12 protein-coding genes are annotated in these 14232 nt (G+C 61.5%); 7 read left to right on the forward strand and 5 right to left on the reverse strand.

The features are described 5' to 3' along the window. Positions 1-17: 17 nt before the first annotated feature. Positions 18-1055 carry an XdhC family protein gene (locus tag E4J93_RS00590; protein ID WP_187231537.1) on the forward strand — a complete coding sequence of 346 codons (1038 nt, stop codon included), beginning with the start codon at positions 18-20 and terminating at the stop codon, positions 1053-1055. Positions 1056-1111: 56 nt separating this feature from the next. Here E4J93_RS00590 and E4J93_RS00595 read toward each other — a convergent pair whose 3' ends face one another. Then, positions 1112-2374 carry an amidohydrolase gene (locus tag E4J93_RS00595; protein ID WP_147587543.1) on the reverse strand — a complete coding sequence of 421 codons (1263 nt, stop codon included), beginning with the start codon at positions 2372-2374 and terminating at the stop codon, positions 1112-1114. Between the two features lie 536 nt (positions 2375-2910). Between E4J93_RS00595 and E4J93_RS00600 the strand changes: the two genes are divergently transcribed. Next, a complete protein-coding gene (locus E4J93_RS00600) occupies positions 2911-4557 on the forward strand; it encodes an amidohydrolase (protein WP_147587544.1) in 1647 nt (548 codons plus the stop codon). Between the two features lie 348 nt (positions 4558-4905). On the opposite strand, the gene E4J93_RS00605 is transcribed toward E4J93_RS00600, so the two are convergent. Continuing rightward, positions 4906-5730, reverse strand: coding sequence for a hypothetical protein (locus E4J93_RS00605; protein ID WP_147587545.1), 825 nt, complete (start codon positions 5728-5730; stop codon positions 4906-4908). Positions 5731-5988: 258 nt separating this feature from the next. Between E4J93_RS00605 and E4J93_RS00610 the strand changes: the two genes are divergently transcribed. The 4 genes from E4J93_RS00610 to E4J93_RS00625 all read left to right on the forward strand — a co-directional run bounded on the left by E4J93_RS00610 (position 5989) and on the right by E4J93_RS00625 (position 7945). Beyond that, positions 5989-6654, forward strand: coding sequence for a DUF4417 domain-containing protein (locus E4J93_RS00610; protein WP_147587546.1), 666 nt, complete (start codon positions 5989-5991; stop codon positions 6652-6654). Beyond that, positions 6641-7033: a hypothetical protein gene (locus E4J93_RS00615; RefSeq protein WP_147587547.1), complete on the forward strand. Its 393-nt coding sequence runs from the start codon at positions 6641-6643 to the stop codon at positions 7031-7033. Before E4J93_RS00610 ends, E4J93_RS00615 begins: the two co-directional genes overlap by 14 nt. Next, entirely contained in the window at positions 7033-7608 is a 576-nt protein-coding gene (locus tag E4J93_RS00620; RefSeq protein WP_147587548.1) for a hypothetical protein, read from the forward strand. Before E4J93_RS00615 ends, E4J93_RS00620 begins: the two co-directional genes overlap by 1 nt. A gap of 76 nt (positions 7609-7684) precedes the next feature. Then, positions 7685-7945, forward strand: a complete 261-nt coding sequence (locus E4J93_RS00625) for an amidohydrolase family protein (protein WP_255431844.1) — start codon at positions 7685-7687, stop codon at positions 7943-7945. Positions 7946-8102: 157 nt separating this feature from the next. On the opposite strand, the gene E4J93_RS00630 is transcribed toward E4J93_RS00625, so the two are convergent. The 3 genes from E4J93_RS00630 to E4J93_RS00640 are packed head-to-tail and all read right to left on the reverse strand — an operon-like array spanning position 8103 to position 13593. Further along, a complete protein-coding gene (locus E4J93_RS00630; RefSeq protein ID WP_147587549.1) occupies positions 8103-11348 on the reverse strand; it encodes a GIY-YIG nuclease family protein in 3246 nt (1081 codons plus the stop codon). Between the two features lie 9 nt (positions 11349-11357). Beyond that, positions 11358-12902 carry an Eco57I restriction-modification methylase domain-containing protein gene (locus E4J93_RS00635; protein WP_147587550.1) on the reverse strand — a complete coding sequence of 515 codons (1545 nt, stop codon included), beginning with the start codon at positions 12900-12902 and terminating at the stop codon, positions 11358-11360. Next, positions 12895-13593: an SAM-dependent DNA methyltransferase gene (locus tag E4J93_RS00640; protein ID WP_147587551.1), complete on the reverse strand. Its 699-nt coding sequence runs from the start codon at positions 13591-13593 to the stop codon at positions 12895-12897. Before E4J93_RS00640 ends, E4J93_RS00635 begins: the two co-directional genes overlap by 8 nt. A 113-nt stretch (positions 13594-13706) precedes the next feature. On the opposite strand from E4J93_RS00640, the gene E4J93_RS00645 reads away from it, so the two are divergent. Beyond that, positions 13707-13997: a helix-turn-helix domain-containing protein gene (locus tag E4J93_RS00645; protein ID WP_147587552.1), complete on the forward strand. Its 291-nt coding sequence runs from the start codon at positions 13707-13709 to the stop codon at positions 13995-13997. Positions 13998-14232 lie beyond the last annotated feature (235 nt).

Genomic DNA, 14232 nt, shown 5'->3' on the forward strand with positions numbered 1-14232 from the left:
TGCGAAGGAGCGAGTCAATGGAAAAGCTAGAGGTAGTTCGTTCGGCAGCCGCATCCCTTGAAGCGGGGAGGCCGGTCGAGCTCGTGGTGCTCGCGGCCACGCGCGGGCCGTCGGCGCGCGGGGCCGGCGCGTGGCTCGTCGTGAACGAGGAGGGCGCGTGCGCGGGTACGGTGGGCGGTAGCGCTATCGAGACGCTGGCGATCCGTACGGCGCGCGAGCTGCTTGCGGCCAAGCGGTCGTGCTTGGCAAGCTATGACCTGGGCGGCCGGGCGGGCGAGACGGGGGCGGCCTGTACCACCGTCTGCGACCTTGCATATCTCTATTTCGATAGCGATAAGCTGGAGTTTTGCAAGCAGCTTGAAAAATCCCTGGTAGAACGTATCGATTGCGAGTTGTTTGTCGACCTGTCGCGCTTCGACGGCGCCCGCGCGCGCGGTGCCGAGCCCCTCCGCGGAGCAAGCGTCTCGGCGAGTATCGATGGCTCGCCGACGATTCGCCTGCAGGCTGCGGGGACGGCTCGCGCCGAGGACCCCGAAGGACTCCTCGGGGGCGGCGCGTATGTCGAGCGCTTGTGTCCCGAAGGACGCGTCTACATCATGGGTTGCGGCCATGTGGGCCGCGCGCTGGCTCCGGTGCTTGCGCGCGCCGGGTTCTCCGTGGTGGCGTGCGACAACCGGGTCGAGGCGCTCGAGGGCGCGGGGCTGCCCGAGGGCGTGGAGCGTCGTCTGGTCGACTACGGCGACCTTTCCGGCACGTGTGCCATCGGCGCCCGGGATCTGGTGGTGTGCTGCACGTTGTCGCATGGCAGCGATTACGCCGTGGTGGAGCAGGCGCTCGCGGCGGTGCCGGCGTACCTGGGCTGCATGGGAAGCCCCAAGAAGGCGGCGCACTTCAAGGAGGGGCTTGCTCGGGCCGGCGCGTCGCCCGAGCTCGTCGAGCGCCTTCATATGCCCGTGGGCGTGCCGATGGCCTGCGAGACGCCGGCCGAGATCGCGATCAGCATCGCGGCCGAGATGATCGATGTGCGCCGCACCGTGTTGATGCCGCGCCCCTAGCGCCGGCGTTTCCGTGCTCGGGGCGCGGCACCGCGCGCTTCCGGCGATGGCCCGCGCTACTCCTCGCCCAGGAAGTCGATGGCGTACTGCGCGGCGAACATGCTGCCGCGGGCCAGTACCGACTCGTCGACCTTGTAGAAGCACGAGTGCTGCGCGAAGGTGGCGCCGATCTGGGGGTTACGGCAGCCTACGAACGCCAGCGCGCCCGGCACCTCGTGCAGGTATTCGGAGAAGTCCTCGCCCGAGAGCGTGCCGCGGTAGGTACCCACGGCCTCTTCACCCAGCACCTTGACGAGGGCGTCGCGCCCGCGCTGGGCCGCGGCAGGGTCGTTGTCGACCTTGAGGTTGGCCACGGTGTAGTCGGTGAGCTCGGCCTCGGCGCCCAGGGCCATGGCGGTATGGCTCACGATGCGCTTGATGAGCTCGGGCATCATCTGGTGCGCGGTGGAGCCGTAGGTGCGCACGGTGCCGGTGAGGTAGGCCGAGCCGGCGATGACGTTGCGGGCGGTGCCGCCGTGGATCTCGCCCACGGTCACCACCGCGGGCTCGTAGGGGCTGATCTCGCGCGAGACGATCGTCTGCAGCGCGTTTACGATCTCGGCTGCCGCCATCACGGCGTCCGCGCCGCGCTGGGGCATGGCGCCGTGGCAGGAGGTGCCGTGGATGTCGATGCGGAACCAGTCGGTGTTGGCCATGCGCGGGCCGGGCTCGATGGAGATCTTGCCCGCGTCGACCTCGCTCCAGATGTGCATGGCGAAGGCGCCGTCGCAGTCGCGCGTCGCGCCGGCTGCCACCATCATCTTGCCGCCCTTGCCGTTCTCCTCGGAGGGTTGGAACACCACGCGGATCTCGCCGTGGATGTCGTCGGTCATATGGCGCAGGATCTGCAGGGTCCCCAGCATCATGGCGATGTGGCAATCGTGGCCGCAGGCGTGCATGAAGCCCTCGTTGACGGACGCGAACTCCTCCTCGGTGCGCTCGGTCACGGGAAGGGCGTCGATGTCGGCGCGCAGCAGCAGGCGGCGGCGCGGGGTGCCGTCGGCGCGGTAGGCGTCCGGGGCGGTGCCGCGCAGCGTTGCTACCACGCCGGTCTCGAGCGGGCGCTCGTAGGGGATGTTCATGGCGTCGAGCTGGCCGCAGATGTCGGAGGTCGTGCGCACCTCGTGCAGGCTCTGCTCGGGGTACTTATGGAAGTGCCGACGCTGGCGGATGATATAGGGCTCGAATTCCGCGCCGATCTCGCGGATGCCCTGCGTGATCTCTTCGCTCGTATGAACGTGCTCGTGGTCCATGATCTGCTGCGCTCTGGTCTTTACCATGCTTAACAACAACCTTTCCGCTGTGCTTTCGTAAACGGTACGCTGCTTTAACTCTATCACGGTGCATCGCCTATCACCTCAAATTAGGGACAGGCACTTTTCCGAGGTTGGGTGCGCTCAATTTAGGGACAGGCACTTTTCCGAGGTTTGAGGGCGCTTCGAATACGTGCTCGTTTCCAGCGCGGGGTGCCCGGCGCTTCGGCAAGGTGGGTTATTGCTGCTCCAACGGCTCGCATTCCGCGCGTAAAAGCTACTTGGAACGAGGGAGAAAAGGCCTCGTTCCAAAATGAGCCTCCAAACGGCAAAACGGCGCGCTCGCACGGTCGCGGCGGCCCATGCGCCTCAACGCGATCCCGCCTCAGAAAAGTGCCTGTCCCCTTTCTGAGGGGTGCGTTTCCGGGCGGCAAAACGGCGCGCTCGCATAAATACGTGCACGGGGAGGGGCGCTGGGCGGTATGATGCACCCGTATGCCGCGCGATTCCGGTTGGAGCCGCGCCGGCGCTCTCTCATCCATGCGAATCGAAGGCGGCGGAATATGGCTTTCCAGGCAGATTATGTGGTGCGTTCGCGCACGGTGTTTACGTCGGAGCCGGGCGAGGAAAAGCCGCGCGAGCTCGCGTTCGCGGTGGCGGGCGAGCGCATCGTGCAGGTGGGCGCGCCCGACGAGGTGCTCGCCTCCGTGCCCGCGGACACCCCGGTGCGCGACTTCGGCGATGCCTTCGTCTGCCCGGGCTTCCACGACGCGCACCTGCATTTCTTCCACACCGCGCTCGGCTCCTCGCCGTTCCTGCTCATGCACATGGGGGACAGCGAGGCGGAGCTGGTGGAGCGCACGAAGGAGTTCGCGGCCGGCCTGCCGAGTCATGCCTGGGTGGTCACCCAGGGCTGGCGCGATTACCGCTGGGACCCGCCGGTGCCGCCCACCAAGCGCTCCATCGACGAGGCCTTCCCGGACCGTCCCTGCGTCATGTACTCGGGTGACGGCCACACGCTGTGGCTGAACAGCCGCGCGCTGGAGGAGCTCGGCGTCACCCGCGATTCCGTGCCGCCGCAGGGCGGCAGCTACGATAAGGACGAGGACGGCGAGCTCACGGGCATCGTTCGCGAGGCGGCCGCGATGGAGCTGCTGCCGCGCTGCTTGGAGTGGCTCACCGAAGAAGACATCGCCCGCGCTTACGCGGACCAGATGGGCCGCATGGCCGAGCAGGGCATCACCTCGATCTGCGATATGGCCCTCATGCCGCATCCGGGCTGCGATTTCGTTCGCGACGACGTGTACGAGAAGCTCTCCCGCGAAGGCGGGCTCACGTTGCGCGTGCATATGTATCCCACGCTGCTCGACGATCAGTCGCGCCTGGAAGACCTGCAGGAGCGCTATGCCGATGATGAGTTCCCGCTGCTGCGCGCGCCGGGGTTCAAGCAGTTCTTCGACGGCGTGAGCAGCCAGCACACCGCGTGGCTCACCGACCCGTACACCAACGCGCGCACGCCCGGCGACTGCGGGCGCCCCACGGTGCCGGCCGACCGCATGCGTGAGCTGGTGCTGGCGGCTGCCGAGCGCGGTCACTCCGTGCGCATCCATGCGATCGGCGACCGCGCGATCCACGAGGCGCTCGACATCTTCGAGGAGGCGCGCGCCTGGTACGGCGAGCCCCTGCAGGGACGAAACACGCTCGAGCATCTGGAGAACCTGCTGGAAGGCGACATCGATCGCCTGCGCGAGGTGGGCGTGCTGGCGAGCTCCCAGCCCGGCCATATCACGCTGGATCCCGGTGGCCCCGAGCGCGACCTGGGGCCCGAGCGCAGCCGCATCATGTGGCCGTTCGCAACCTACGAGGAGCGCGGCGTGGAGCAGGCGTTCGGCACCGACTCGCCCATCACGGCGGTGACCAGCATGGACGTGCTGTACTGCGCCGTTACGCGCCAAGATCCCTTCACGCATGAGCCCGCGGGCGGCTGGCTGCCGAGCGAGCGCATCTCGGCCGCCGACGCGCTGCGCATCTACACCGCCGGCAGCGCCGCGGCGGCGGGTCGCGAGGACGAGCTGGGGCAGATCGCGCCCGGCTACCTCGCAGATTTCGTGGCGCTCGACCGCGACATCACCGCCTGCGCACCCGACGACATCCAGCGCGCGCAGGTGCTCGCCACCTTCGTGGGCGGTCGCCAGGTATACGAGCGGTAGGCCCGCCCCCTCAAATTAGCGTTCTTTTGGGACGGGGTTATTTGTCCCACCTTCTCAAATTAGGGACAGGCACCAATCTGAGAGGCGCCCCGCTCTCAGATTAGGGACAGGCACCAATCTGAGAGGTGCCCCGCTCTCGTTCTTTTGGGACGGGGTTATTTGTCCCGCCTTCTTATTCGGGAAGGTTAAACCTGCTGCTATGCCGACGGAAGGCGGGTGCTCGTTTTGCTTTGCATCGGCATGGTTTGTGATCGGGTGACGGGGTTCGCGTGAAAAGGCGGGACAAATAACCCCGTCCCAAAATGAGTCCGACGCTCGCATGGCGGGGCAGCGTGTCGCTTAGCGTTTCTACTTCGAATGCTTGTTCACGTATCGTAGGCGCTTGGCGCGCTCCTGACATGCGGAGCAGCAGTATAGCGTGTCGAGACGACGGTTCATTTCGCGCGGCGTGAAGGTGCGCCCGCATTCCGGATTAGCACAGGTGCGGTAGGCGTTGTTATTGAGCAATCCGCGTGCGAGCTGGATGAAGACGCCGTCGATAAGGTCGTAGAAGCGCTTGTGCTCCGCTCCTTCCGTCACGAGCTGAATCAAGGGCACCGCCTTTCCGAGGATTATAGATAGGTATTCCGAGGCCTCCTTAGCGCTGAGGGCTTCTAGGACCGTCATTGGCCCAAGATCTTCCCGCTGTACTCGCAGCAGGTCTTTGACGACCGCTTGCGCGTCAAGCACCGTCGCGATTGCCTCGCGAAACGAGACGGCACTCAGTTGATTGATGAGCATGGTATCTACGTATTCTTCGTTCGGAACAGCATCGTAGAGTGCTTGGGATGCCTTGATTCCCGACAGTTGATCCGCATGGCGGCGCTCGCGCGCGCCCGCGAAGACATCTCCATCCGGCTCGGGGCGTAGAACTGCATGCATATCCTCGTCATAAGGCTTGCGTTTGCGTGCGCCGGTGATGCGCCCGTACTTTTTCTGGAAGTCGAGTAGATCCTGAATATCGAGAGGGTTCAGGTCGAGAAACTCGTTGCAGTAAAAGCCCTTGGGAAGGGTGTGCATGGGCTGGGTTCCCTTCTGCATGCGCTGCAGATTCATGGCGAAACAGCAAGTATCGAGGTCTTGGGGTTCTACGACGGTCTTCGATCGGGGTCCAAATTCATCAAAGTATTCCATCGTGCCCGTCCCCATCGTCCATATAGGAAGAGTGCATACGAGAATCTCTTCCGGTAGGGGTACAGACGCGAACTTGAATGTTATTTCCGCTCTGATGGGTTGGTGGATGAGGTCCTCTTCACTAGCTTTGATTCCACTGTGGTCCACCATCGGTCACTCCTCTAACTAAATAACGTAACTAGTTAGTAATTATAACTAGACCTACTATGAAATCAAGGCGGGAATAGGTCCGTTTCTTGAGTAGAAAGGGGTTTCATTTTGAACTATGAAACCTACCGAAGCGTTTTCAACGCTGACATTAATACGGGGGCAACACCGTATGGGGAGTGGGATATGCCACTCATGTGCCGTGTAGACGCTCTTCCGCCCTCGTTGGTTCCCTATGATCGAATTAACAGGGAAGTGAATCACGATAAATGGGTTCACTTCTGTATCCATGATGCTCGTTTTATGAGCCTGTGGCGTAATCCTTGGAAGCAACTATCTCGACTTCAGTGTTTTAAGGGGTGCATTGCTCCTGATTTCAGCATGTTCTGGGGCTATCCGCGTTATATGCAGCTTGAAGCCGTTTGCCGCAGTCGCGCTATTGGAGCATGGATGCAACGTAATGGGTGTGTAGGAGTGCCATTTCTGCGCTGGGGCCTTAAGAATACGTACGATTTTTCATTTTCTGCCGTAGAGCCTGAAGGCACGATTGCCGTTGGAACAATTGGCTGCTTTGGGAACAGTGAGACAAGGAAGGTGTTCGAGGACGGCTTTGGTCCGATGCGAGAGATTGTGAGGCCAAAGCGGGTTTTGGTGATAGGTTCTGACCGTAGCGGCGTGTTTGATGAGGCACGTCAAGACGGTATCGAAATCATTTCATATGAGGGAGAAACGGCTCGTTACTATCGCGAGAAGGGGGTGCGCAATGGGATCGGCTAAGGGGGATACAATGGCTTTGCGGGCAGGTAGATCGCTTGAGGAGAATCTGGAAGAGCTCGTTAAGTACTTCCCGGTGGATGAAAGAGGATACTTTGGGACCAAAGGTGTTTCGCGGAAGGAGCGGATTCGCAACATCGCCACGGAAGCGCCAGGCCGCACTGCCGCGGAGTTTGCTGCTATTGCCGCGGCGAACCCCTCTGTCGTTCGGCCGCTTCCCGCCAAAGGTTTCATGTGGATCATGCGCGACGGCGGCAGGGTGACGTATCGGTGGACGTCAACTTCCGATGGAACACCGGTGGTTGAATTATCCTGCAATGGCGTCCTGGGTATCGCGGATCAGAAGATTCACTTCGTTCCCTTAAGAAAGGGGAGGCTGTAATGGTCGATATGGATATGCGTTTTAGCAACGAGGAGATTGAGCTGCTTTGTGGGGCTAAGGGCAACGTCCTCGAAGCGATTGGCTACGTGCCCGTTACAAGCGGCTTGGCATTCGGGCGTGTACGGCTCTATCTTAGCGGCGGAGCATTCGACATTGTTTCCCGCATGCACGATATCGACTATTCCGGCAATGGGGAGGTTGATGATGACGATGCCTTTCTTTCCATCGAGCAGGGCCTAGGCAGCGTTGCCGCTTTGAGCGAGCTTTCAGGGGAGGAGATGCGCGTGGAGTGCGGCAAGGTCGTGAAGCGTGTCCTGGTGGCGCAGGATTCGGTTGATTCCTACGAGGATGGCAAGCTGACGTTCAAAACTGCCTATCCCCAGGCGGTGCTGTTTGATTTTGGAGATCAGATGATGAGCATCGATAAACAAGCTTGCAATTGGATGATGCTTACGGTGAAGTTCGGCGAGAACGTTGATGAGTTGGTATATGACTCGGGGAAGGGCTGGGAGGTTAATTCGGATGGCTCTCCTGAGATTCGCAACGAATTCAAACGGGAAATGCTGGAGTTATAGCCAGTTATGCTCGCAAGGCTGCCATTGAATTTCTCGGGCAACCTCGAAAAGGGGGGACAAAATACCCCGTCCCAAAATGACCCGTCCCTTCACGCACGAGCCCGCGGGCGGCTGGCTGCCGAGCGAGCGCATCTCGGCCGCCGACGCGCTGCGCATCTACACCGCCGGCAGCGCCGCGGCGGCGGGTCGCGAGGACGAGCTGGGGCAGATCGCGACCGGCATGCTCGCGGACTTCGTGGCGCTCGATCGCGACATCACCGCCTGCGCACCCGACGACATCCAGCGCGCGCAGGTGCTCGCCACCTTCGTGGGCGGTCGCCAGGTATACGAGCGGTAGGCCCGCCCCCTCAAATTAGCGTTCTTTTGGGACGGGGTTATTTGTCCCACCTTCTCAAATTAGGGACAGGCACCAATCTGAGAGGCGCCCCGCTCTCAGATTAGGGACAGGCACCAATCTGAGAGGTGCCTCCTGTCGGCTATCTTGACCGGATTGCCTATAGCGTGAGCAGGCCCTGGTCGAAGGCGTTGGGGAAGAGGAACTTGCGACGCTTGGGGCGTCCGTGTTTATCGGTGCCCAGCACCACTTCGATGAAGCCGCCCTCTCGATCGATGTCGATGACCTCGCCGTAACCAAAGGCTTTATGGAACACCGTGTCGCCGGGTTCGAGCGCGTCGAGCTTGGCATCGGTCACTGCAGGCGGCTCGTGCCAGTCGAGTTTGCGCTCCTCCGGATATCCGGCGAGCCACCAGCCTGCGCGGCCTCTCGTAGCCTGGCTGCCGCGGAAGGTGAACTCGAAGCGGGCCCCGCGCTCGGCGAGGGCCGTCATCGCGTCGTCGAGCTCGCCGCCGCCGATCACCCAGAGGTTGCCTCGGTTCGTCTCGCGAAGATCGGTGTAGGTGAGTCCGCGCTCCTCGAGCGCTTCCACGACCCAGTCCCGCCTCGCGCCGTGCGCCGCCTCAGCGCCATGGGCCGCTGCGTCACTTGAGGCGGGGGCGCCGTGGGATGCCGTGACACCGTGCGGGCGCGCATCCACGCCAGCGCTGCCGGCCGAGGACGTTGCGGCACGCACGTGCGCGGCGGCGCCGGGTCCATGGACGGGACGGGACGGAGCGGCAGGTCTAGCGGCACCGCTTCGAGGTCGATTGCGCTCCTCTGTAGACTCGTTGCCCGCAGCCGCCCTCACCAGTCGTCCGGTCTCGTCCAACAGCGTGTCCTGGCGGGCCATCTCCTCGAAGTCCTCTTTGGTCAGGGAGGTGTCGAACAGGCCCACGCGCGCGTCGTAGCTGTGCTTCTCGATGCCGGTGTAGGAAAGGCTGGCGTCCTCATAGCGGCGGAACTTGTACACCGCGTCGTTCATCACGGAATCGCGGAACACCCCGAGCGACACCAGCAGCTCGAAGTCCTTCACCGAGAGGCCCGTGACCTTCTTGAGCAGGCCGGGTTCCAGCTGCGTGATGACCTCTTTCAGGCTCTGCTCGCGGTAATCGGTGAGGTACATGAACACGGGGATGCGCGTGGCGAACTTGATCAGCTTCTCCTGGATCTGCTTGCGCTTGCTCTTGAATTCTTTCTCCTCTTCGGAGAGCTCCTTCTTCTCCTTCTTGCTAAGCTCGCCGCCCTCCTTCTTGACCTTCTTGACGTGCTCGGACTTGTTGATGATGGTCTCGATGTCGTCGTTCAGGCTGCGGAAGCCCTCGATATTGCTGAGGGCGCGCATGGCCTCGGCGTTGTCGAGCAGACGGCGCAGCGTGTCGTTGTCCACGTTGACCAAAAGCGCGCTCTCCCAGCGGCGCGCCAGCAGCGTGGCCGAGGTGCCCGCCATGGCGATGTCCAGGATGTCCGCGGCGTTCACCTCGCGCATGGCGCTGCCGTCGTAGGCGAGCACGGGCAGGAACTTGATGAAGTCCGCGACCTTCTTCTCGGGGTTGGGCTCGTCCACGGAGAGCTGGCAGCTGTAATCGGACACCATGGCCAGCGCGCGGTCGAGCGCGAAGTCGAAGACGTAGCATTCCTGCTTGATGACCTGCGTGCGGCCGTCCTCGTCCTTGGCGGTCCAAGGGCTCTGCACGCGGAAGGCGGTTTGGAAGTACGTCTCGGGGCTCTTGAGGTTGCGCAGCATGAACACGCCGGTCCACGGGCGGATGGTGACGCCGGTGGTGAGCTTGCCGCACGACAGGGTGATGGTCTTGGTGGTCAACGGGTTGCCCATGGCGCGGCGCACGGGATCGACGGCCTCAAGGCCGATACCCGCGTCGGAGCCCGCCGCTATCAGCACCCGGTAATCGTGGTAAAACGCGTTTTGCCGTTCGGCCAGCAGGTTCGCCATGGCGTGGCACGATGCCACGTTGGGCAGGAACCACAGGGTGTGCGTGAGGTTGGCGAGCAGCGCCGCGTGGCTGAAGGGCAGCACCGGCTTCTGCGCGCCCATCTTGAGCTCGTCGGTGGTGGTCTCGGCCAGCGCTCCGCGGATCAGGTCGAGCCATTTCTGCACGTAGTCCTTGTATTTAAACTGCGCCTCGGCGCCCTCGCCGGTGGCGGAGAAGAACACGTTGAGGTCGAACTCGTCGAATTCTCCCGCGCGCGCCACGCGGGTGATGGAGTCGGGCACCTTGTAGGTCATGAGGACCATGCGGGGGAGGGCCTCGTACGGATTCGGCGTAAACGGGTGCGACCGCGCCCAGTCCTGCTTAGCCTGCTGTTCGTCGGAGTAGGTCCAGTTGAAGATCTGGTCCTCGATGAACTCGCCGGAGGTGAGCGCGCGGAAGGGCGTTCCAGAGAGGTAGAGGTAGCGGTCTGCCTGAATGGGCAGCCAGGTCTCGTCGAGGCTGTTGCCCGTGGATGCCGCGTCCACCTCCTTTTCGGTGGATTCGACGACGTCGTCCTCGTCTGCCGGCTTGGCGAAGAGCTTTTGAGCGCTGTCGCGCCAGGCGCCGAAGTGGTATTCATCGAAGGCGACGAGGTCCCAGTGCTCCAGGTGGACCCACTCGTTGCGCGGTTTGATGGCGCCGGTGGCGCGGTCCACGCCCAGGAAGTCCTGGAACGAGCCGAAGCATACGATGGGGCGCGCGGGGTCGCACTCCTCGTAGGCCATGGCGCCGCGCGAGACGAACTGCCAGCCCTCGAAGTCGATATGGCTCTCCAGGTCCTCGCGCCACGCGTCCTCGACGGCCGGCTTGAAGGTGAGCACGAGCACGCGCTTCATGTTCATGCGGCGGGCGAGCTGGTAGGTGGCGAAGGTCTTGCCGAATCGCATCTTGGCGTTCCAGAGGAACTTGGGCACGCTGCGGTTGCCCGGCTGCTCGCAGGCGCGGAAGTACGCCTCCGTCTTGTTGACGGCATCGAGCTGCTCGGGGCGCATGGCGAAGTCCTCGGTGCGCTCGCGTTCGTAGCTGGTGCGGTCGCGGACCTGCAGCCATGCGTTGCGCACGTCGGCGGGCGTGCAGCGGAACCACTCGCCGTTGGGATTATCGAAGCCCATTTGCCTGAGGCGCTTATGGACCGCGTGGTCCATGAAGGAGGAGCCGTCCGTGCGCATGGCGCTTTCGGCGAACATGATCTCGTAGGGCTTGCCCTCGTCCGGCTGGATGACGGGGAACTGCTGCGCCACGCGTCGTTCAACGTCGATTTCCGTATAGCCGACCTTGAGGAAATGCGCGTGGTCCGGATTCTTGTCGCGATACGCGTAGATGGAAGGGCGGACCTCCGGACGCGCGGGGAAGAAGGTGCGGGATGCTGCCACGATAGGCTCCTAAATCATTTCAGGAATGGCGTCAAGAACCGCCTGCCTCTCATTGGCAGACAGGCTATATTTCTCAAAGAGGTCTTCGTCCTTCCAGGGGCGTGACCAGTTTTGGCAGGGGACAAATTCGAATGATTTTGGTGCCATGTCTTGAGTGGATGTTCGTGTCGCAACTAGATATCTGACGAATCTTGTTTTGAGATAGGTCACGATGTTTTCAGCTGTTTCTCTGTCCTCACCAAGAACAATAACGTTGTAGGTGTTGGAGCTGCAGCTTCCAGGCTCGCTGATTTTTGGGTTGCCGAGAATCGAGCTGTTGGGATTCCCGGCTCGAGGAATCAGGACTTTATATAAGTCAATTGCTTGTTGGTTTCGCGTGATATTTTTCGGCTGAATCCAACATGTCCCGTGGGCTACATAAACTTTTATGCAATAGTTCTCGGTTTGAGTTTTTCTAACAGGGTAGCTCGACGCGCCATCGGCGGTTTGAAGTGTTCCCGTTTCGCCATTCCAGATAATCCTGGTATGGAAACCAAAAAATCGTCCTGCATTCATTAGTGCGGACATTGGCTCTTCATTAAGCTGTTTCACCTTGTTGAGTACGGAGATTTGCGTTGTGCTTCGGATAAAGGTGCTCATTCCGGGCTCAAGAAGCGGGCGCGTGCAGGAGGTTGTTTCGTTCCCATTGTGGGAGAAAATGGTGCAGAGGCCCTCCGAATCGCGCTCGCGGAGGAAGTAGCAGACTCCACCTTTGATCTCTACGCCAGGAAAGCAATCTGAGGCATTTGGATAATCATGCAGGATTCGAATGTGGCGGTCATTCAGCATTTCTGATCTGAATGAATCGAGCCCTCTGCCTCCCACAAACCATCGAGCGGGAATAATCATTGCCAGGAATCTGGGCGATAGCTTTTTGGCCTGCTCGACAAACTTTTGATAAATGGGCATAGCCGATGCGCTGTTGCCACCATCACTCAACTGGTACGGCGGGTTACCGACGATCACGTCGAACTTCATATTCAAAATCCTTTCCGGATCGTCGGCGTGAATGAATTCGTACGCATGGGTTTCGAGCGCGGCGTCGCGGTCGTATTCGGCGTTGCTCGCGCCGCAGTATTTGCAGCGGTTGTTCAACCATGTGTGCTGGATGGTGCGGTGGCGCACGTTGCCCTCGGAGCTGTCGAATTCCACAACGCTGAAGCGCCCGTTGGGAAACTTGCTGCAATACAGGCTGCGGCGCGCCAGCAGGCTCGTGAGCTCGGTGATGGCGATGCCGTAGAGCTGCTCGTGCATGATGTGGTCGACGCGTTCCTGCAGGTCGGGATATACGTGCTCGAGCCCCTTGATGAAGCGCTTGGCGGCTTCGCGCAAAAACACGCCCGATTTGCAGCAGGGGTCCAAGATCTTGATGGTGGGGTCGCTCCAGATCTCGGATGGCAGCATGTCCAGCACGTCGTTGGCGAGCTCCGGCGGCGTGAAGACCTCGTCGTTGCTCAGATTGGCCAGACAGGTCAAGACGTCCGGGTTGTACGCCTTCTCGAGCAGGCTAGCCATAGCGCTGCACCTCCCAGTAGTTGGTGAGGGGGTATTCCTTTATGGCAGAGGGGATGTACGCGTTGATCTCGGTGTCGTACTCCCAATCGGTATGAGCGCGGACTCCATCGGCCCCCGCGTCGTCGAGCGCGAAGAGCGAGAGGGTCTCGCCTTTGGCGGTGTTGCCGTCCAGCAGCTCGCTTAGCAGGAAGTCGCGGCGTTTGACCTTGTCGCCGGTCACGAGCGACCACTCGGCAAAGGTGATGGGGTCGCCGTTGGAATCCTTGAGGGTGAGGGCGTCGCCGCACAGGATGTTCTGATGCAGCAGGTAGCGGACCGCTTCGAGGAATAACGCATCCGGTTTCTTGATGGCCCGCTTCGCCTCGGCTTCGACGATTCCGTACAGGCGCTCGCGGCATTCCTCGGCGTTGTCCTCCAGGATGTCCACGCCGTACAGGCTGCTCACGGCCACGAAGGCGTAGCGCATGTAGTCGTCCGGGCTTTTCTTGTACTGCTGCGCCACCACGGCGAGCTTGCGGCGCAGGACTTCGGCTAAGAAATTACCGTTTCCGCAGGCAGGCTCCAAGAAGCGCGACTCGATGCGCTCCGTCTCCTGCTTGACCATGTCGAGCATCGCGTTGACTTCGCGTTCGTTGGTGAAGACCTCTCCGTGCTCCTGCACTCTCTTGCGAGATTTGACTTGCTGAGCCATAGAGAAAGTCCCGTCGACTGTGTGGAATATAAACCACAACAGTGTAACGCGAAACCTTAAATTGTCGACTATAAACAACAGTGCGTATTCTGCATGTCAATACGATTGCTGATATGAAGGCAGATGACGCATACATATCTATTTACAAGGCGATCGGCGTCAACGCCGCTCGCCTACGGAGCCAGCAGAATCGCTCTCAAACTTTTGTTGCCGAGCGCGCTGGCATCGATAGGTCTGCCTTAAACAGATTTGAAAGCGGAAAATACAACCCCTCGATCGAGTGGCTGTGCAAGCTGGCGGACGGGTTGGGCGTTCCCGTGGTCGAGTTCTTTTCGGGATTGGAGGTTGCCGCTCCGGGCGACATCGCCAGGGCTGGTGCGTGCGGTACCGCGAAAAGGGAGTAGGGTATCCGGGCTTTTGACCTGCTGGTCGATTTTCGCTTCACGTTGCGCGGCGTCCGAGCGTGACGCCCCGACCAGGCTTTGGCATCGGGCACGTTTCTGTCGTGCGGCCTCGCGCTACCGCGAGAAGGTGCTTGGAGCGAGCTTGTTTTCGCTGCGGCGAGCAAATGTACGATTTTATTGCCTTGCGCCGAGTATAGAGAAAGCGGCAATGCGTCTACCTGCGGTTTTACGAGGC

Origin of the sequence: Collinsella sp. BA40 (assembly GCF_008014645.1) — a bacterium.
Classification (GTDB): domain Bacteria; phylum Actinomycetota; class Coriobacteriia; order Coriobacteriales; family Coriobacteriaceae; genus Collinsella.